This is a genomic window from Candidatus Kryptoniota bacterium (assembly GCA_036567965.1).
Lineage (GTDB): Bacteria > Bacteroidota > Ignavibacteria > Kryptoniales > JAKASW01 > JAKASW01.
In genome coordinates, this window is the sequence record DATCTN010000017.1 from 41535 (window position 1) to 62023 (window position 20489).

The window sequence follows — 20489 nt, forward strand, 5'->3', positions numbered from 1 at the left end:
ATCGCGATTTCGGTCGAGAAGCTCCCCGACCAAGAGCGTGTCCCGTCCAAATTATTTATATGTCGGGATGCCGTGAAGCGGCATCGGGACAGGCTATTTATGTATCGCTTCCCCGAAGGGGTCCTTCGGACATGCCGCGCACATAATATAAAGAAGGAGCGCGGCACGGACATAGTTCTCGCGGACGTTAGTTGCAATTGCCTTTCGGAGTCAATGAAAGGAGGCTTATTATGACCTGGTTTGGAAAAATGTTTATCTTCTTATCATTCGTTTTGGCATCATTGACCCCCGAGTCGAAAGCTCAATGGGTTCAGACTAATGGCCCTACTGGCGGTTCAGTGAACGCACTTGCGCTCTGTGGGAACAAACTCTTTGCGTCGACTGCTTATGGCATGTATGTTTCAACGGACAAGGGCAAAATGTGGACGATCGTAAATGGCAGCCCAACGGGCGTGGAAAAGAGCGCAATTGTTGTCAGTGGATCCGACATCTATACAGGTACCTCTAACCAGGGTGTAGCCATTTCGACCGATGCCGGGTTGACTTGGACAAGTGGTGACAGCGGTCTGTCTGGCGGCTGGGGGGTGCTCTCTCTCGCAGTGCTTGGAGAAAAAATCTTTGCAGGCACGTACACAGCCGGAGCATTTGTTTCAACGGACAAGGGAGCAACGTGGAATCATCTTCCTATATCGGCTATGGACATCCGTTCTTTTGCCGTTGTCGGTAAAGAGATTTATGCTGGAACAGCAGATGGCGGCATATTCGGTTCAACTGACAGTGGTGCGACTTGGGTAGCCATGAACAACGGGTTGACTTATTTGACAGTCTTGTCTATTGCCGTGGAAGGAGACAGCCTATTTGCCGGAACAGGTTGCAACGCCGACGGAACTGGGGGCGGAGTGTTCCTTTCTGAAGATGCTGGCATGAGCTGGAAGGCTTTCGGCACAAACCCATCTGAGGAGGGTATTTGGGTACTCGCTGTTCTTGGCCAAAACCTCTTTGCAGGCGGATGGGACGGCGGATTGTATCTTTCAAAGAATTCCGATACGTCCTGGACTCCCGTGAATTCCGGGCTCACGAATGTCAACATCCATTCATTTGCCATAGACAATGGCGAAATCTTCGTTGCCACGGACGGGGGAGTTTTTGTCTCATCGGACAGTGGGGTGCAATGGCGACCCGCTAATGCTGGATTGGATTATTCCAGCGTGCAGTCTCTCGTCGCGAATAAAGGTAATCTCTTTGCGGGGACGGAAAACGACGGAGTCTTTTCTACTACCGACAAAGGCGCCGATTGGATGCCTGTTAACAACGGTCTGGCTACTGGCAGCATCCAATGTCTTGCGGCTGACAGTTCGGATCTATTTGCAGGAACTCCGTCCGGGGCTTTTCTCTCGACTGATAACGGTGCATCATGGAGCGCCATAGAGAGCGGGCTTCTCAACACAAGTATTCTCGCACTTGCGATTAAAGACAGTCAGATTTTTGCCGGAACAGTCGGTGGAATCATTTTATCCACTGACAGGGGGATGAGTTGGAGTCGCGTCAACATAGGTATTTCAAGGACTTTTGTCTATTGCGTTCTCTTAAGCGATTCCTATATGCTTGCAGGCACAGACAGCGGCATAGTTCGTTCCACCGACGCCGGCAAAACTTGGATGCCCGTCGATAGCGGGCTTGACCAATTCAAGGTCCATTGCCTGGCAGGAAATGGGGATGATGTGTTTGCGGCTGCCTGGCACACTGAAGGCGTCCTAGGGGATGATGGCGGCACCGTGATCATGCCCGGATCTGGCGTTTACTTCTCCAGGAACGGCGGCGTATCGTGGACTTTTTCGGATAGCGGGCTGACAAATGTGATTGTGAATTCTATCGCTGTAAGCGGAATGGACGTATTTGCAGGAACAAACGGCGGCGGAATCTTCGTTTCCAAAAACGCCGGCGTCAGTTGGTGCGCTGTCAATGCCGGGTTGACGAACCTGAATATTGGAGCACTTGCAATTGTCGGAGATAGTCTTGCTGCGGGTACAGAGGGCAATGGGGTCTGGCTGCGCCCTGTCCCTGAGATGACACCGGTGAAAGAAAACCCCTCTCGCATATCTAGAAGCTTCTCACTTCTGCAAAACTATCCTAACCCCTTTAATCCGTCAACTTCAATCAGATACGAATTGCCAGTGAACAGCTTCGTGACGGTGAAGGTCTATGACGTACTCGGAAGAGAAGTGAAAATATTGATTAATGAACGTCAGAATGCAGGCGACCATTACGTGCAATTCAATGCCATGAACTTACCAAGTGGAGTTTACTTCTATCGCCTGCAGGCTGGTACATTCGCAGAAACAAAGAAGCTGATAGTACTCAAATGACGGAACGGGGAACTGCAACTAACATCAGCAACAATGACGCGGATTAAGAGCAGATCGGGGCAGGCTGTCCACAAATAACATATTGACCAAAGGAGTTCGCTCAATCCGCCTATCGGCGGACTGCATTGTTGCCGCGGACGTTGGCAGCAAGGCTAAACGACCGCACAACCCGACACTTGTAAAGTCATCAGTGGACTGTCCGCTGACAGTTCACTATTCGGCAGACACAACCGAACTTCCACAGCACAACATCTCTCAGCCAACTTTCGTGAGACAGTCCTTCGTTGACTCATAGAAAAATAACGGCTGACGATCATTCGGACTTACAGCCAACCACACATAAAACCTTTCGACAAAAAAATTTGCGAAAAATTTGCGTAGTTAGATAACTATACATATATTTGTAGTCAAATAGCTACGCAATGAATTTAAGACGAGACGTATTCCAAGCCATAGCAGACCCGACAAGAAGGGCTATACTTCTGTTGGTAGCCTCACAATCTATGACAGCAGGTGCGATAGCCTCAAACTTTGACACCGCAAGACCGACAGTTTCAAAACACTTGCAAATACTCACCGAGTGCGAATTGCTTGAACAAGAGCAGAACGGCAGAGAAATCTACTATCACTTCAATCCCAAAAAGATAAAGGAACTAGCAGACTTTATTGAACCATTCCGCAAAATGTGGGATGACAGGTTTAAAAAATTGGAAAGCACAATGAAAAAATACAAATCAAAAAAGGGGTAATAGGATGGAACAAAAAACAAATATCAATGTCGAAGACGGCAAACAGGAATTAACGATTACAAGGGAGTTTGATTTGCCGTTGGAATTACTTTTTAAAGCGTACATAGAGCCCGACATTGTTGCGCAATGGATGGGAACGAAAGTGCTAAAGCTTGAAAATAAAAAGCATGGCAGTTATCAATTTGAAACGACCGATGCTCAGGGAAAAGTGGTATTTCAGGCCAATGGGGTAATCCATGAATTTACCCCGAACCGGAAAATCACACGGACATTTGAAATGGAGAATACGCCTTTTGGCGTCCAGCTTGAGTTCTATGAATTTGAACGTCTGACTGACGACACCAGCAAACTCAATATGCACGTGATATATGAATCGGTTGCACAAAGAGACCAGGTGCTAAAAATAGGGATGCCGCAGGGCTTAAACATGGCACATAACCGAATACAAGAGATCGCAAACAAATTGAGGTGACAAACCATGACAAAGAGAAATAAAATTATCTATTGGGTCTTCACCCTTTGGCTTGCCTTAGGAATGGTATCAACCGGAGCGGGGCAGCTATTGAGGATGAAAACGGGACAAGGCGCTGTAGATATGATGACGCATTTGGGATATCCCGTCTATCTTCTGACAATACTAGGTGTCTGGAAAATGTTGGGGGTGGTAGCGGTTCTCATTCCCAGATTTCCTCTATTGAAGGAATGGGCTTATGCAGGCTTTTTCTTTGCCATGTCGGGAGCGGTGTTTTCACATATCGCATCAGGTGATTCCGTGAATGCAATATTTCCCTCGTTGGGACTTCTAATCCTGACTGTGGCATCATGGTATTTCAGACCCGCGAATAGAAAAATCATTTCAATTAATCAATAGATGAACAGATTGATTCACAAGATGGAACAAAACAATAAAATAAAAGGACCTGATAACACAGCAGTAAGAACAGCTTTATGGAGAGCTTTGCACATGCAAGTAGACACAAAGCCTTATGTACTTGAAGATGAAATTGGCTTGAAATTGATAGCTCCGCCCGATGATTGGCAGCAGCGTCCTGATATGAAATTTACAAAACGCCTTAGGGCATCTATTGTAGCCCGTGGTCGTTTTACAGAAGATCTAATTATTGAACAAAGCAAAGAAGGAATTAGTCAGTATGTTATTCTTGGTGCAGGACTTGACACGTTTGCTCAACGCAGACCCGACATTGCTTCCAAATTTCAGATATATGAAATTGACCAACCCGGTACATTGGCCTGGAAACAACAACGATTAATTGAAATTGGTTTTGGTGTTCCGGAATACCTGCGTTTTGTTCCTGTTAATTTTGAAACTACTTCCTGGTGGGAACAGTTATTAATAGCAGGATTTGACACCGGCAAACCTGCTGTTGTTGCCTGTGCTGGAGTTAGTCTGTACCTCACAAGAGAAGCAATTACTTCTACGCTAAAGCAAATTGCGACACTTGTGACAAGTTCAAAACTTGCTATGACATTTTACTTGCCAATGGAACTTCTTGATGAAGAAGACAAACCTATGCAGGAAATAGCAGAGAAAGGCGCTCGTGCAGCAGGAACTCCGATGGTAAGTTTTTTTACGCCTGATGATATATTGACTTTAGCTAGTGGAGCGGGTTTTAAAGAAGCAAAAACGATATCAACAAAAGATATGGAACAATATTATTTTACGAATAGAACCGACAATCTTTTGCCTGCAAGTGGAGAAGTATTCTTATTGGCAACGACGTAGACAACAAATTTGACCCACATACAAATGAATCCCAAGGTTGATTTCTTTTTTAATAAAGCCAAAAAGTGGAAAGAAGAATTTGAGAAATTAAGAATGATCGTTCTCGACTGCGGGCTGACCGAAGAATTGAAGTGGGGTTGTCCTTGTTACACGTTTCCCGCCTCAGCGGGCAGGCAGAAAAGTAACATAGTTTTAATACATGGCTTTAAAGAATACTGTGCGGTTTTGTTTTTCAAGGGTGCCTTGTTACATGATGCCAAGAGTATTCTCATCCAACAAACTGAGAATGTGCAGGCGGCGCGCCAGGTTCGGTTCACCAATCTTAGGGATATTTTTGAGATGGAGACCATCTTGAAAACCTATATTCATGAAGCCATTGAAGTGGAAAAAGCCGGTTTGAAAGTGAACTATAAAAAGACTTCAGAGTTCATAATTCCTGAAGAATTTCTAAATAAATTAAATAGAATCCCAGCCTTGAAAACTGCCTTTTATGCTTTGACGCCGGGACGGCAAAGAGCATACATTTTTTATTTTTCTGCACCAAAACAATCCAAAACCCGGGAGTCAAGGGTTGAAAAATGTATGCAGCAAATTCTCAATGGAAAGGGATTAGATGATTAGTACATTCCCTGCCTGCCGGCAGGCAGGGATGGGAAAATGGATTAATCAAACTTCAAGTTACTACCTGACTTTGCATTCATTCGATCTCCTTTTTGGATCGCAGGTAACACTCAATCAGATAATCTAAAAAATGGAGACATAGAACTTGAACGAACAGAATCGACCACAACAGGCGAGATCACAAGCCTACACTTTCGTATTAAAAGGTAATTTTTGAAAAATAATATTCACCCCTAACCCCTCTTTCATTTTTCAAAGCGGAAAAAATCAAAATTATAAGTAATAGTGATATCCTATTATTGGATATATGAACGCAAAATACTTTTTGAACTTTCTCCGATTCGCTCCGAGCCACGTTGCACTGTCGGCTTTGCCGTGGGCCGTTTAACAGCGATTATACGGAAAGCTTGTTGCACTTCGCTTTCCCAGATTGGCTTCGCCAACTTCGTATAGTCGCAAACGTTAGCCGCCGTAGCCGCTCGCTGAATCCGTCCGAAGAACAAGGACGGACTGTGTGGCGCGGCGATAAGTTTACCTCGTTGCTAGTTGAAGGGATCGAGCTATAAGCGTACCTGTTAACGGTTGCTAGAATTTAAATAAGCGGTTGACTTGTTGAGGTTTATAGGGAAAGTTAAACTACAGTCGTAATATCAGGATGAAGATGGTGAAAAAAACCGTAAGCACTGTAGTGGATGTGGGTCTGAGAGAACAAAGAGGAATGGGTCTCGTGTCGTTCGAAGCCTTGGGATGCGGAGCGAGCGGTGAGTGCGGACCGGAATCAGGTCATTAACGACTTGAACAATATAGCAGCTCAGGCACGACAATATTTCCGCAGACCCACCTCGATGGGCGGAGGAGGATTATCTTTCGAGGGCTTCAGGCTGTCTGATGCCAACGCCGCCTATTCGAACTGATACTTTCAGATTACACAAACAACACCCTCTATAAGCGATTACGATGGCTTTCCTAGTGAACCTGCGTCTGATCCATATTCTGTCATAATCGTCGGCTGGGGAAATGAAATTGGGATTGATGGTACCCATAAAGTGCAGGCATACATCTTGAAAATTACATGCGCTTTGGAAATACGACATCGGTAATCGACTTCAGAGTTGGAGACCTTGTTGAATAGGTTTTTCAGAAGTACGGGAAGAATGAGGATAGCAGCGGCACTGTGGAGTATCTCGAAGAAAGCATCGCCAGAGGGATTTGGTTCGAAACATATCAGGGGAGAGTAACTCAGGTGACGATGGGATGGTATACTCCATGATGGGTAAGCAAAGAAACATCCCTTTCCAGGAGTTTCAGCCTCGACCGCACCTGATCTGGAAAATAGTTTCGGCTTTCACTGAGAGTCATCAAATACTCCGAGACCTGACGGACTCTGCGGTCATTTCGCAAAATATTTATTGACAATCGCTCCCGATTCATAAAACGCATGGACGGGGCATGCTGCGATTAGCGACCGTCGAACGATCTTTGAACGGCCAGCGAAGACGAGCAACCCGAGGTATCACATTATGCATTGCTATGATTATGCGGCCTGCTAATCTTTGCTTGTCGTGCAAATGTATCTGGAGTGCTGGCCCGCGTCGAAGATGGAGGAACATCCGAGTAGGAAGTCTCGATCCATATGAGGATTTATCTCCTCACTCTGTGCATTTCAATTCTGCTGGTGGAGTCAGCGTTCACCCAGGTTGCTCATCTGCAGAGTGAAGAAAACGGATGGGGCGCGGTCGCGGGTCTAATATCAAATACTGATGGTTCAGGAATCGGCGGCTCCGTAGATTATTGTTGCGGTGGAAATGTGGACGCAGCATTGTCCCTCGCTCAAATGAATGTCATGCGTTCATATCCATACACTTCCTTCCATGACCGCACGCTGACCGGCGGCGCGTACTCGCTTGGGTTTCTAATGCATGTCGTCAAGGAAATTTCCATGTCAGTCCCTTTTTCTGTCTCGTTATCATCGGGGTTCGCTTTCGGATCTTATTCTGCGGCCTTGAGCGGTTACCAATCGCGGCTGGCGTTCCGTGACGGACATTTTTATTACGGAGTTTCGTTCCGTCGTAACTTCAATATTTCTTCAGTGGTATATGTCCAACCATCAATTGAAATAGATTATTTGGAGGGCTTTCTGGCTAGCGAGGGAGTCAATGTAGAAGGAGAATATGAAAATCTCCATATGTATACGGCTACACTTGCTTTTCCGCTGGCGATCAGGACTTCTGGAACGGGAAGCATGGTGATTGATCCGTCCATCTCAGTCGACAAGAATCGCGTTAGGCTGACGCTCGTTGCCGGATTCCTGTTTGGAAGTAACTGATAGTAGCAGAGATCCTTGGAGTCGTCCGCACGTAGGCGCCTGCAATCCATGATCCTTTACTCAGCTGCTCGTGATGATACTACGTCTTCCATCGGAGTGGCAAAGAAATAACTCGTTCTCACTTCATGACGCACAGATAAAACTCATCATAAAAAGCTCAAACCATATGACCAACAACCAATAATCTGTACCGGGAATTGCTTTCGGATTAATCGGTCCCGCTCCTTTATACCTCCTTTAGCACTTCGACTCTCCTTTTTACACTTCCTTGATTGCGGCGCGCGGCACGCGCCCATCATATTATGTCCGCTATGAAAAAAGTAGAGTTTATTGTCGATGCCGATCTGGTAGACAAAATCTGCAGATCGTTGATCGAAGTCGGCATAAGGGGAATAATCGCGACCGACATCAAAGTAGATGAAAGCGAAAGACCTATCAGAGAGACCTATAGGGGGATGGAATATGAAATTGGATTCGTCCCGAAAGTAAAGCTTGAAGTGAAGATTATTGACTCAATGGTCATTCCGGTTGTCCTAGCGATATCTGAAGGAGCTAGTACTAATCGAGGTGATAATGTTACACTTGTCATATCACGAATCGAAAAAGCAATTCGAATCGGTACGGACGAGATAGAAACTGAAGTCTCACACTGGCTTCATTAATCTAAGAAAGGACCTATTTGTGAGAACGAGAATTTTAGCAGCAGCACTTTTCGTCGACGTTTTGTTGGCGACACGAGTATTCGCAGGTGACTCGACCTTAACCCAGTCGAAGATCTCATGGTCGGGCTTCGTCGATGTTTATTACAGCAAGAATTTCAACAGCCCGTCTAATCAGCTTAACCAACTTAGGAACTTCGATATTTACGAGAACCAATTTGGCTTCAACCTTGCAAAACTGACAGTTCAGGAGCAAGCCCAGCCCGTGGGATTCAGATTGGATCTCGGATTCGGTACAGGCAACGACATAGTCCAGGGTCTGCTCAATCCGCTTACGGGAACGACAACTGCCTCAGCAAGCACACTTAATATGCTGGAGCAGGCATACCTTACCGCGGTAGTTCCGGTCGGATCGGGATTGACAGTTGATGTCGGGAAGTTCGCGACCATGATGGGCTACGAAGTGATTGAATCGAACGGAAATTGGAATTATAGCCGTTCACTCCTCTTCGCGTGGGCTATACCATATTATCACATGGGAATGAGGCTGACTTACCCGGTCGCGAGCAATTTTACGGTCGCCGTCCACATTGTCAACAGCTGGAACACCGTCATCGACAACAATAAATCGAAATCCGTGGGACTTGCCCTGAACTATTCGCCTTCTTCTACAACGACATTGACTTTGAACGGAATGAGCGGTTTCGAGCAGACAATCGGCGTTCCGTACGGAAAGAAGGATGTCGCGGAGTTGATCGTCACGCAGCAATTGGGTGACAATCTGTCTTTGGCGTGCGACGCTACCTACGGGAGAGAACGTGTATTCGGCTTTTTGAATATGTGGAAGGGGATTGCCCTTTACGGAAAGTACAATCTAGATTCCAAATCAGATGTGGCGCTGCGCGGTGAAGTGTATTATGATCCCTATGACTACACGATACCTGCGGCGTTTCCAAAGGCGACCTTCAAAGAGATTACCGCCACTTACGAATATCGACCGTGGGATCCCCTGATCGTCCGGCTGGAAGCACGTGACGATTTCTCAAACGGGAATTCGTTTATATCCGCGAGCACTCCCTTTCCGACGAGGAATTCACAACCGACACTTCTAGCCTGTGTCATAGTCGTGTTTTGAACGGAAGCAATATGGAAATCGCCTTCTCGCGCGGCATTTTTATGAATTCTTTATGTCCTTCACGCTTCTTTTTACTTTCCCTTAATTGCCCGGCGTACCGGTCGTTGGCAATATTGACGGCGAGAAAATCAAATCATGGAAATGGAATCAAGGCTCAATAATCAGGAGCACAAAAAATGTTTTTGAAACATCTTCGAACGGCGGCAATAAGTATCGTGCTGTTCAGCGTTCTTACGGGACTCCTTTACCCGTTGGCAATTACGGGGATCGCGCAGTTGATCTTCCCGTCGCAGGCGAATGGAAGTCTTATTAAAAGTGATGGGAAGGTTGTTGGCTCGTCATTGATCGGTCAGCCATTCAGCGATCAGAAATATTTTTGGAGCCGCATCTCACCAACCAGTCCATATCCGTACAACGCAGCTGCATCCACAGGATCAAACATTGGTCCTACAAATCCGGCGTTATCAAGTGAGGTGACTCAGAGGATCAGTGATCTGAATAAGGTCGACTCCCTGAATACTCAGCCGGTCCCGGTTGACCTGGTCACTTCATCCGGCAGCGGACTCGATCCGCATATCAGCATCGCCGCAGCACTGTACCAGCTTCCAAGAGTCGCGAAAGTTCGCGGCTTAAGTCCGGACTTACTCCGCAGTCTCGTGGACAAATTTACCGACGGGAGGTTCCTCGGATTTATTGGCGAGCCCGGTGTCAATGTCCTGAGGTTAAACCTGGCTCTGGACGAAATTCAAAAGAAGGAGAAATGAATATGGATCTCCTTTATGTCGGCATCACTGCTGCGCTGCTTCTCTTCACATGGGGCCTGATGAAAGTATGTGAGGTCCCTCCCGACAACTCGAAGTCGTCTCCGGCAGAGGAACAGAAGAGCGGAGGGAAATCATGAGTTGGCTTTATCTAGTCGCAGGCATTATTTCATTTGCCTTATTGATCTATTTATTCGTCGCATTACTTAGGCCGGAGAAATTCGAATGACATTAAATGGAATTATTCAGATCGTATTCTACCTGGTTGTACTGGTGCTTCTTGCCAAACCGCTTGGAACTTTTATGGCGAGAATATTCCAGGGAGAAAAAACTTTCCTCCATCCCATATTTGGGCCGATAGAGAAGTTCATCTATCGCCTCTGCGGTATCGATCCCGAAGAGGAAATGGACTGGAAGCAGAATGCAATCGCGATGATGATTTTCAATGTGTTGGGCATTCTCATCGTGTATGGGCTGCAAAGGCTTCAACAGCTTCTCCCTTTAAACCCCCAGCACTTCGGTGCAGTATCTCCCGATTCGTCATTCAATACCGCCGTCAGTTTTGCGACTAATACGAACTGGCAGGGATACGGCGGTGAGACAACGATGAGCTACTTGACACAAATGCTTGCTTTGACTACTCAGAATTTTCTTTCCGCGGCAACAGGAATTGCTGTGCTCGTCCTGTTTATTCGCGGACTCGTCCGGCATTCCTCAAAAGTGCTTGGTAATTTCTGGGTCGACTTGACGAGAAGCGTGTTATATGTGTTGTTGCCACTTTCGATAATTCTTGCGCTGCTTCTTGTGTCACAAGGCACAGTGCAAACGTTTTCCTCATACGCGACCGCGAATTTCGTACAGCCAGCGGCGGACACGAGTGGAGCAAAGGTCGCCGAACAGGTTATCGCGGTTGGTCCTGCAGCTTCACAGATTGCAATCAAGCAGCTCGGCACGAATGGCGGAGGTTTCTTCAATGTAAATTCCGCGCATCCTTATGAGAATCCTACTCCGTTTTCAGATTTTCTGGAAGTGCTTGCAATCCTACTCATCGGAGCTGCGCTCTGTTTCACATTCGGTAAAATGATCGGGGACATGCGCCAGGGCTGGTCTTTGATTGCAGCAATGATGATAATCCTCGTGGCGATGCTTGCCGTTTGTTATTGGTCGGAGCAGAAGGGAATTCCGCTCCTTACAAAATTGAATGTCGATCAAATAGCGAGCTCGACACAATCCGGTGGCAACATGGAAGGGAAGGAAGTCCGATTCGGAATAGCTAACTCGGCTCTTTGGGCGACGTCAACGACGTCCGCCTCCAATGGCTCTGTCAATTCGATGCACGATTCCTTCACGCCGCTCGGCGGATTGATTCCATTGATCGCGATGCATCTCGGCGAAGTTGTCTTCGGAGGCGTCGGCTCCGGGCTTTATGGAATGCTTGTGTTTGTAATTGTCGCCGTGTTTGTCGCGGGGCTTCTTGTCGGAAGAACGCCCGAATATTTGGGCCACAAGATAGAAGCTTACGATATGAAAATGGCATCTCTTCTGATACTCATAATGCCGATCGTCGTCCTGGTCTTCACTGCTCTGGCAGTTGTGGTTCCGGCGGGAATAGCTATCATGGACAATCCGGGTCCACACGGCTTTAGTGAAATTCTATACACATATACTTCACAGGCCAACAACAATGGAAGTGCCTTCGCAGGTGTGAATGCCAATGCGCCTTTCCCTAATATCACAGGCGCAATTGCCATGTTTATCTGCCGCTATTGGCTTGCAATACCCACACTTGCGCTCGCAGGCTCGCTCGTGCGCAAAAAGAAAATTCCACCGAGCGAAGGTACTTTGCCGACTCACACACCTCTTTTCATTTTCTGGTTGATCGCCGTGATACTCATCGTCGGCGCTCTCAACTTCTTTCCTGCGCTTGCGCTGGGTCCGGTTGTCGAGCACCTCATGATGGTACATTGAAGAAGTGAAAAGAGAATAATGAAAAGCGAAAAAGGTTAATTGACATTATGAATACCGAAACTTCACAGCATAAAAGGCCATTAGGTCTTACGGGAGAAATTTTTAGGCGTGCTCTTCTGGATTCGTTCATGAAATTGAATCCTCTCAACATGATGCGTAATCCGGTCATGTTCGTGGTGGAAGTAGGAAGCGTACTCACAACGGGGTTGTGGATCCAGGCGCTCGTCGGTCACGGGGAAGCACCTGCATGGTACATCGGGACGGTTTCGCTGTGGCTTTGGTTCACCGTGCTTTTCGCGAACTTCTCCGAGGCGCTTGCCGAAGGACGAGGAAAGGCGCAGGCGGAAGGATTGCGGAAGGCGCGCCGGGAAACCATGGCAAAAATTCTCGATGACCCCCGGCATGGATCAAAATTTAATCCCGTTCCATCGACCGCGCTGCATAAGGGTGACTGTTTCATCGCGGAGGCAGGAGATGTCATAGCAGCCGACGGCGAAGTCATCGAAGGGATCGCGTCGGTCGACGAGAGCGCCATAACAGGAGAGAGTGCGCCGGTCATACGTGAGTCGGGCGGCGACCGGAGTGCGGTCACCGGTGGCACACGCGTCCTGTCGGACTGGCTCATTATCCGCATGACATCCGATCCAGGAGCAGGATTCCTAGATAAGATGATTCATTTGATCGAAGGCGCGAAGAGGCAGAAGACTCCCAATGAAATTGCTCTGAATATTTTGCTGGCGGCATTCACAATTATTTTCCTGATGGTTTGCGTGTCGCTCCTTCCGTTTTCTCTCTTCAGCGTGCAGGCGGCCGGACAGGGAACGCCGGTCACCGTCACTGTTCTCGTCGCGCTTCTTGTGTGTCTGATTCCGACTACGATCGGAGGACTCCTGTCCGCAATAGGAATCGCTGGGATGGACAGGATGATCCGTCACAACGTTATCGCGACCTCGGGACGTGCGATCGAAGCTGCCGGCGACGTAGATGTCTTGCTTCTCGACAAGACCGGCACGGTAACGCTTGGCAACCGGATGGCGACAGAATTTGTTCCTGCTCCCGGAATATCGCAGGATCGATTGGTTGATGCTGCTCAGTTGGCTTCCCTGGCGGATGAAACGCCTGAAGGAAGATCGATCGTAGTTCTCGCGAAGGAAAAGTATGGTCTTCGGGGTCGTGACATCCGTCAGATCTCAGCGCAGTTCGTTCCTTTCAGCGCACAGACCAGGATGAGCGGAGTTGATATTCAAACTGATGGCAAATCTTTATTCAGGAGTATTCGTAAAGGAGCTGCCGATTCAATTCGCAAATTCGTCGAGCAACAGGGCGGCAAATACCCGATCCCTGTCGAACAGCTGGTCCAGGATATCGGGCGCAAAGGCGGGACACCGCTCGTGGTCTCCGAAAACGGAGAGGTGCTGGGCGTAATCCAGTTGAAGGACATCGTCAAAGGCGGAATAAAGGAGAGATTCGCACAGTTGAGGACGATGGGAATCAAAACCGTGATGATAACGGGAGACAACCAGCTTACCGCAACTGCAATTGCCGCTGAAGCAGGCGTCGACGATTTTCTCGCAGAAGCGAAACCTGAAGACAAACTGAAACTTATCCGCCAGTATCAAAGCGGCGGACGGCTTGTGGCAATGACGGGTGACGGCACTAACGATGCACCGGCTCTCGCTCAGGCAGATGTTGCGGTCGCTATGAATACAGGTACCCAGCCAGCCCGCGAAGCTGCCAACATGATCGATCTCGACAGCAATCCAACTAAGCTCATGGAGATAGTCGAGATCGGGAAACAACTCCTTATGACGCGCGGAACACTCACAACATTTAGCATAGCGAATGACGTGGCGAAATATTTCGCGATAATACCCGCTGCATTCGCAACGACGTATCCGGTTCTGAACGCACTAAACATCATGAAACTTGCAACGCCGGAAAGTGCAATTCTCTCAGCGGTCATCTTTAATGCGCTGATCATTGTTGCCCTGATACCACTTGCATTGAAGGGCGTTAAGTACAGAGCCGTGAGCGCGGTTCATCTGCTGAGAAGACACCTGCTCATCTACGGTGTAGGCGGAGTGATCGCACCTTTCATCGGCATCAAGCTCATAGACATGCTTCTCGCAGCTTTGAGGATAGTGTAAAAGATCTTGAGAACGAACGAATCTATTATCCAGGGTTTACATCAATTGAAGACACCCGTGATGCCTGCCAGAACATTTCGCGGTGAATCCTTCGCTAGATGGAATACTGAGGTGGAAGTGTTCACAAGAAAATTCGATTTTCGGATGATTACGAAGAGACCACTTGTTCTTGTTCCCACATTTTGCGCATTGATTGTCACGCTCCTTGTTGTTAGCGGACCTGTCATGGGAAATTTTTCCTGGTTTAATTTTCAACTGATGACGGTGCTCTGGTTGACTGTGGTGCTCATGAATCTTGTCGAGTCATTTACAGGTATTGCATATAACGAACCACGAGGAAATACCGCTCGCAAACTTGTTGAGGGAGATGAAACGTTAATCTCTGCGTACGCACTTCGCAAGAACAATTTGGTCGTTTGCAAAGCCGGGGACCTGATACCTGCAGACGGAATCGTCATCCAGGGATTTGCAAATGTAGATGAATCTGCCATGACCGGCGAATCGGTGTCCGCGATTCGCGAAAGTGGCAAAGATCGAAACAGGGTCATCGCCGGGACGCGCGTCCTTACCGGACGGATTGTCGTGCGTGTTACAAAGCGACCTACTGACGGTGTGCTTGATCGCGTCGCTTCACTCATTCAAAGCCCATCGCGCGGATTAAGCGGAGATGAGATCTCGATGGCGATGCCGATGTGGTTTGTCATAATAAGCTTCTCGCTCTTTTTCATCAGCATTCCATTCCTGCCATCGTCCGCCGGGAGAACACCCTCTGCGTTTTCCGGTGAGATGGGACTCCTGCCGGCATTTATTTCACTCTGGCTATGTCTTGTTCCGGTCACCGTGGGAAGATCTATGGATTCGTCAGAGACATCAGAAATGAATCGGCTGATTAGAAAAGAAATCTTCCCGCCGAATGTCAGTGTGTTAGAGAAGGCAGGCGAAATCGATACGCTCATAGCTGACAAGACCATTGACTCATCTGCGATTGAGAGAATTAGCCCGAGTCGCACTCTCGTCGAGACTGATCCCGGTAAGAGGCTCTTGCATATTCTGCAGGGGAAGGCATTGGGGCAATTCGTTGGAGTTGTAGGAAGCGCATCCAATAATGGAGCTGCTTTTGCACAGGCCGACATCGGCTTCTCGGTGCAGTTGAACGGTCATCCTGACTCGAATCTGAAAAGCGTTGTGAAGATCGGTGAAGACTATTCAAATCTCACGGAAGTCGTTCAAAGCGGAAGGCGATTAAGTGCAGTCAAGCGCGCTTTGACAACATTTGGCATTGCAAGCATAGTAGCCGGATCGATCATCCTCGTGCCTGCTGCGATCGCGCTCCTTCGCCATGTCGGGATGCAAGGCCCGGAAATTGGACCACTGAATTTCTTGAAGCTGGGTTCTCCGCAGAGCGCCATCCTGGGAGCTCTCGTCTTCAACTTATTCGAGTATCCGCTTCTCCTTCATGTTACTTCTGAAAGATCGAGCAGGCTTTCACTCAATGGGGGCATCATTCTGAACCCGAAGTTCGCGGGGGTAGTGGGATTGATCGCGCCAATCATCGGAATAAAAATCCTGGATGTCCTCATTAACGCTCTTTAACCTGTTCGGTTCGCCGATTTCGACCACCTGCCACGATACGTTTTGAATTATCTTGCCACCATAGGTGTTTTTCTCGCCGCATCGGTTTTGGAAGTCGGGAGCGACGCTCTCGTGCGGAAGGGATTGCGTCGAACGGGACGGGGTTTATTGTCGTCAGTGTGTTCGCTTGTGAGAATCTGGCCAAATAATCCTATATTTCACAATGCCTGATGCAGATCATAGCCGCCCGGACCCTGATACACTTCTCAATCTGATCAAGAAGGAAGAGGAGCGTGGGGAAAAAGGAAAGCTTAAGATTTTTTTCGGGATGTGCGCCGGAGTTGGGAAGACGTACACAATGCTGAGCGAGGCGAGGGAAGTAGTTGCAAAGGGGATAGATGCGGTCGTGGGGTATGTCGAGACACATAATCGTCTGGAGACCGCCGAGCTTGTACTGGGTCTCGAGGTGATACCAAGAAGGAAAGTTGAATATCGTGGTACACTCCTCGAAGAGATGGATATCGATGCCATTTTATTGAGAAAGCCTAAACTTGTTCTCGTCGACGAGCTGGCCCACACGAACGCGCCGGGTAGTCGTCATGCCAAGAGGTTTCAGGATGTTCTGGAATTATTGGATGCAGGCGTCGATGTATTCACCACGCTAAATGTGCAGCATCTTGAGAGCCGCGCCGATTCGGTCGCTCAAATTACCGGCACCACCGTCAGGGAGACGGTTCCGGACTCAATTTTTGAGTCGGCGGATGAAATCAAGATAATCGACATATCTCCTGACGATTTGCTCAAGCGTCTCAGCGAGGGTAAAGTTTACACTCCGGATCGGTCGCGGCAGGCGATTACGAATTTCTTTCGGGAAGGCAACCTGGCAGCACTTAGAGAGATGTCGCTACGCCTTACCGCTGAGCGAGTAGATCGTGAGCTCCGTGAATACATGCGCGGACAGCGCATCGCCGGCCCCTGGAAATCGGGTCAGCGGCTTATAGCCGCGATTAGTCCGAGCCCTCATTCGGTTTCCGTCATTCGCTGGGCGCGGAGAGTTTCTTACACGATGGACGCAACATGGGTAGTGGTCTACGTTGAGCACTCCGGGAAATTGAGCGCTGATGAAAAGAACCAGCTTGCAAAGAACATGAAACTTGCAAAGGAACTCGGTGCAGAGGTTGTGACGACTTCCGACGACAACATTGCCGATGCCCTGATGCGCGTCGCACACGAACAAAATGCCGGCCTCATGCTCGTGGGGAAACCGGACCGGACTGTTTTCTCCAGGGCAGCGCGTCTTATCGACGAGCTCATCCAGAAGAGCAGGGATCTTGACATATACATTGTCGGTCAGGAAGAGGGCCAGCGCACGAGAGTTTCCCGACTCCTTTTCCCCGGACTGCAATCGAGCCTGGCGCAATATGTGCTCGCAGGAGCTGCAGTATTACTGACTGCTCTGCTCTGTTATCCTATCACGCCTTATATAGGATACCGGACTGTGTCGTTTATAATACTCCTGATCGTGTCGCTGCTTCCGCTGAGAATGGGACCGGGTCCGACAATCTTGGGTGCGGCAACGGGAGCGCTGGCCTGGGATTTTCTGTTCATTCCTCCCAAATTCACCTTCACGATCGGCAATCTCGAAGATATGCTGTTGGTCGGGTTTTATTTCGTGGTGGCATCTGTGACGGGCGTCCTCTCAGCACGCGTACGAAAAAGAGAGAAGACTCTGCGCCAGCGGGAACAGAGAACCTCGGCTCTGTTTTCTCTTACAAAAGATCTTTCATCGGCACATTCTCAGGACGAGGTCATACAGGCGGCAGTTTCAAACATAAAGAAGTACTTCGATGCTGATGTCCTGGTGGTCCTTGGCGAAGCCGATGGTGAAGTATCTTCTACCCCGCACAAGATGAGCAGCTTTGCACCCGATGTGAAGGAAATGGGTGTGGCAGCGTGGTCATACTGGAACGAGCGACGCGCCGGAAGATCAACCGACACCCTGCCGTCGGCTCAGGCAACATACTTCCCTATGTCCGGACCGAGATATCCTCTCGGCGTAATAGGAGTTCGCCTCGGTGATGAGGTTAACCTCTCTCAGGAACAGGAGTCGCTCCTGGAGAATTTCATTTCGCAAATCACGTCCGCGATCGAGAGAGAACTTTTGAACGAAGTTAACAAGAGATCTGTCGTAATGGCGGAATCGGAAAGATTGTATAAGACCCTCTTTAATTCCATCTCGCACGAGTTTCGCACGCCGATCGCCACGATAATGGGGACGTCCGAAAATCTTATTCAACAGGGTGGAAGTGCTACGAAAGAGGTGAATCAGGAAAACCTGAAAGAGATTCATATCGCGGCAGAAAGGTTGAACAGGCTGGTGGCTAACCTGCTTGACATGACTCGCCTCGAATCAGGAATGATTCAGCCGAAACTTGACTGGTGTGACATCCGGGATGTCATAAACCAATCTCTGAAGGGATTGGAACGCGAGCTCAGCCAGCATGAGGTCGAGGTCGCTGTCGAGCAAAACGTCCCACTCCTGAAACTGGATTTCATACTGATCGAACAGGCGTTGACGAATCTGATTCACAATGCGGCGCTTTACACTCCCGCAGGGACGAAGATCGAAGTGAAGGCTTATGCTGAGGATGACGCGTGCGCGATTTCGGTCTCCGACGGTGGACCCGGTCTTCCTGAAACCGACACCGACAGGGTCTTCGAAAAGTTTTATCGTGCGTCCGAAGCAAGGGCGGGAGGGACGGGTTTAGGACTTACCATTGCGAGAGGTTTCGTCGAGGCACATCACGGGAAGATCACAGCTTCAAACAAGTCGACCGGCGGCGCGGAATTCGTTATTCATCTTCCGATGAGTCACAAGAACTTTACGAGAGGGGAGGATTGAGCGACAAGCCGGTAATTCTCGTGATCGATGACGAGGTGCAGATTCGCCGCCTTCTACAGCTGACACTTGAATCAAACGGATATGACGTCCGTGAATGTGCGAAAGCGAGCGAGGGATTGGCAAAGACGGCTTCGGAGCGACCGGAGCTGGTCATTCTGGATCTTGGACTCCCGGATATGGATGGATTGGAAGTCCTGAAGAAGATACGCGAGTGGTCTGAAGTCCCCGTCCTCGTTCTGTCCGTCCGAAGTTCCGAAAACGATATCATATCCTGCCTCGATGCGGGTGCCGATGATTATTTGGTGAAGCCGTTCAGAACAGGAGAGCTGCTTGCCCGTGTCAGGACGGCCGTCAGGCACAGACAGGGCGACGAGTATAAATCGGTTTTTTCTGTTGCGGATCTCCAGGTGGATCTGTCTTCGCGGATCGTGAAGAAGAAGGATCAGATCCTCAAGCTGACTCCGACTGAATACTCCCTCCTCGCTCTGTTCGTCCGGAACGCCGGCAGAGTCCTGACGCACAAATATATCCTTGAACAGGTGTGGGGTCCCAATCTTTCAGACGAGACGCAATATTCGCGGGTGTATGTAGGACAGCTGCGCAAAAAGATCGAAAGTAACCCGGCGGACCCGAAAATTATAATTACCGAATCAGGGATCGGTTATCGCCTCAGTACCGAATAATCTGTAAATGTAGATTGCTCCCAGTCCACCTCACAACACGGAGAAGGAATGGATTCGCTGACTCTGCTTTTGACGGTAGCTATGTCGATCTTTTTAAGAGGGCAAACCCCCGACAAAACCGATCTTTCCAGGTTGTTCAAGGGGCACGACGGATGCTTTGTCATGTTCGATAGGAACAAGAATGAGTATTTCAGATACGACAGTTCAAGATGCGCGAAGAGATTTCTTCCCGCCTCGACGTTCAAGATCCCTCACGCGGTGATAGCTCTCGAGACGGGCGTGATTCCGGATACGAACTACGTGATAAAGTGGGACGGGACGAACTACGACATCAAAGAATGGATGAGAGATCAGAATCTTGCCTCGGCAATCAGATATTCTGTGGTTTGGTTCTTCCAGGACATCGCCAGGAAAATTGGAAGGGCCGGCGAGCAGCACTTTCTCGATACATTATGCTATGGCAACAAGACGATCGGCAAGGAGGTCGATAGGTTCTGGCTCGACAACAGCCTCAAGATTTCAGCCGACGAACAAATTGAATTGCTAAGGAAGCTTTATTCAGATAGTCTTTCGGTATCGAAGCGCTCAATGGAAACCGTAAAGGCGATCCTGCCGGCAGAGGTGCACGGAAAGGCGATTATGAAATTCAAAACCGGCATGGGGCACTCGGATCGTTTTACAGGCTGGCTCGTCGGATTTGTCGAAAGAGAAAGCGATGTTTATCTCTTCGCGTTCAATATTGACGGAGAGAATTTTGAAGAGACTTCTGCCTTAAGAGATTCAGTCCCGCGCGAGATTATGTCAAAAATCGGAATTCTCTGATTCTCGCCCTGCTTGCTTTACTAGGAAAACTGAT

Annotated in this window: 19 protein-coding genes; all 19 read left to right on the plus strand. The window is 48.6% G+C overall.

Going from position 1 to position 20489, the window contains the following annotated elements:
* The first annotated feature begins 230 nt into the window (after positions 1-230).
* The 19 genes from VIS48_06585 to VIS48_06675 all read left to right on the plus strand — a co-directional run bounded on the left by VIS48_06585 (position 231) and on the right by VIS48_06675 (position 20455).
* Positions 231-2366 carry a T9SS type A sorting domain-containing protein gene (locus VIS48_06585; GenBank protein HEY9165812.1) on the plus strand — a complete coding sequence of 712 codons (2136 nt, stop codon included), beginning with the start codon at positions 231-233 and terminating at the stop codon, positions 2364-2366.
* Between the two features lie 422 nt (positions 2367-2788).
* Positions 2789-3115: a metalloregulator ArsR/SmtB family transcription factor gene (locus VIS48_06590; GenBank protein HEY9165813.1), complete on the plus strand. Its 327-nt coding sequence runs from the start codon at positions 2789-2791 to the stop codon at positions 3113-3115.
* A gap of 4 nt (positions 3116-3119) precedes the next feature.
* Positions 3120-3587 (plus strand): SRPBCC domain-containing protein, encoded by a 468-nt coding sequence (locus VIS48_06595; GenBank protein ID HEY9165814.1) that lies wholly within the window; start codon positions 3120-3122, stop codon positions 3585-3587.
* Positions 3588-3593: 6 nt separating this feature from the next.
* Positions 3594-3986, plus strand: a complete 393-nt coding sequence (locus VIS48_06600; protein HEY9165815.1) for a DoxX family protein — start codon at positions 3594-3596, stop codon at positions 3984-3986.
* 21 nt (positions 3987-4007) lie between these two features.
* The gene (locus VIS48_06605) at positions 4008-4859 is read left to right on the plus strand and encodes a class I SAM-dependent methyltransferase (GenBank protein ID HEY9165816.1); all 852 of its coding nucleotides are present in this window, start codon (positions 4008-4010) and stop codon (positions 4857-4859) included.
* Between the two features lie 24 nt (positions 4860-4883).
* The gene (locus tag VIS48_06610) at positions 4884-5480 is read left to right on the plus strand and encodes a YdeI family protein (GenBank protein HEY9165817.1); all 597 of its coding nucleotides are present in this window, start codon (positions 4884-4886) and stop codon (positions 5478-5480) included.
* Between the two features lie 664 nt (positions 5481-6144).
* Complete coding sequence (locus tag VIS48_06615; GenBank protein ID HEY9165818.1) at positions 6145-6270, plus strand: hypothetical protein; 126 nt, start codon at positions 6145-6147, stop codon at positions 6268-6270.
* Between the two features lie 843 nt (positions 6271-7113).
* A complete protein-coding gene (locus VIS48_06620) occupies positions 7114-7806 on the plus strand; it encodes a hypothetical protein (GenBank protein ID HEY9165819.1) in 693 nt (230 codons plus the stop codon).
* A gap of 311 nt (positions 7807-8117) precedes the next feature.
* Positions 8118-8468 (plus strand): P-II family nitrogen regulator, encoded by a 351-nt coding sequence (locus VIS48_06625; GenBank protein HEY9165820.1) that lies wholly within the window; start codon positions 8118-8120, stop codon positions 8466-8468.
* A 19-nt stretch (positions 8469-8487) separates the two neighbouring features.
* Positions 8488-9600, plus strand: coding sequence for a porin (locus tag VIS48_06630; protein HEY9165821.1), 1113 nt, complete (start codon positions 8488-8490; stop codon positions 9598-9600).
* Between the two features lie 176 nt (positions 9601-9776).
* Positions 9777-10364, plus strand: a complete 588-nt coding sequence (kdpC, locus tag VIS48_06635; GenBank protein ID HEY9165822.1) for a potassium-transporting ATPase subunit KdpC — start codon at positions 9777-9779, stop codon at positions 10362-10364.
* Positions 10365-10366: 2 nt separating this feature from the next.
* Positions 10367-10501: a hypothetical protein gene (locus tag VIS48_06640; GenBank protein ID HEY9165823.1), complete on the plus strand. Its 135-nt coding sequence runs from the start codon at positions 10367-10369 to the stop codon at positions 10499-10501.
* Positions 10498-10590, plus strand: a complete 93-nt coding sequence (gene kdpF, locus VIS48_06645; GenBank protein ID HEY9165824.1) for a K(+)-transporting ATPase subunit F — start codon at positions 10498-10500, stop codon at positions 10588-10590. The genes VIS48_06640 and kdpF overlap by 4 nt, the downstream gene beginning before the upstream one ends.
* Positions 10587-12329 (plus strand): potassium-transporting ATPase subunit KdpA, encoded by a 1743-nt coding sequence (kdpA, locus tag VIS48_06650; protein HEY9165825.1) that lies wholly within the window; start codon positions 10587-10589, stop codon positions 12327-12329. The genes kdpF and kdpA overlap by 4 nt, the downstream gene beginning before the upstream one ends.
* Before the next feature lie 47 nt (positions 12330-12376).
* Positions 12377-14476, plus strand: a complete 2100-nt coding sequence (kdpB, locus tag VIS48_06655; protein HEY9165826.1) for a potassium-transporting ATPase subunit KdpB — start codon at positions 12377-12379, stop codon at positions 14474-14476.
* Positions 14477-14593: 117 nt separating this feature from the next.
* On the plus strand, positions 14594-16069 hold the full coding sequence (locus VIS48_06660; protein HEY9165827.1) for a hypothetical protein: 1476 nt from the start codon (positions 14594-14596) through the stop codon (positions 16067-16069).
* A 202-nt stretch (positions 16070-16271) separates the two neighbouring features.
* Positions 16272-18950 carry a sensor histidine kinase KdpD gene (locus VIS48_06665; GenBank protein ID HEY9165828.1) on the plus strand — a complete coding sequence of 893 codons (2679 nt, stop codon included), beginning with the start codon at positions 16272-16274 and terminating at the stop codon, positions 18948-18950.
* A complete protein-coding gene (locus VIS48_06670) occupies positions 18947-19633 on the plus strand; it encodes a response regulator (GenBank protein ID HEY9165829.1) in 687 nt (228 codons plus the stop codon). Before VIS48_06665 ends, VIS48_06670 begins: the two co-directional genes overlap by 4 nt.
* Before the next feature lie 48 nt (positions 19634-19681).
* Positions 19682-20455, plus strand: a complete 774-nt coding sequence (locus VIS48_06675) for a penicillin-binding transpeptidase domain-containing protein (protein ID HEY9165830.1) — start codon at positions 19682-19684, stop codon at positions 20453-20455.
* Positions 20456-20489: the final 34 nt, after the last annotated feature.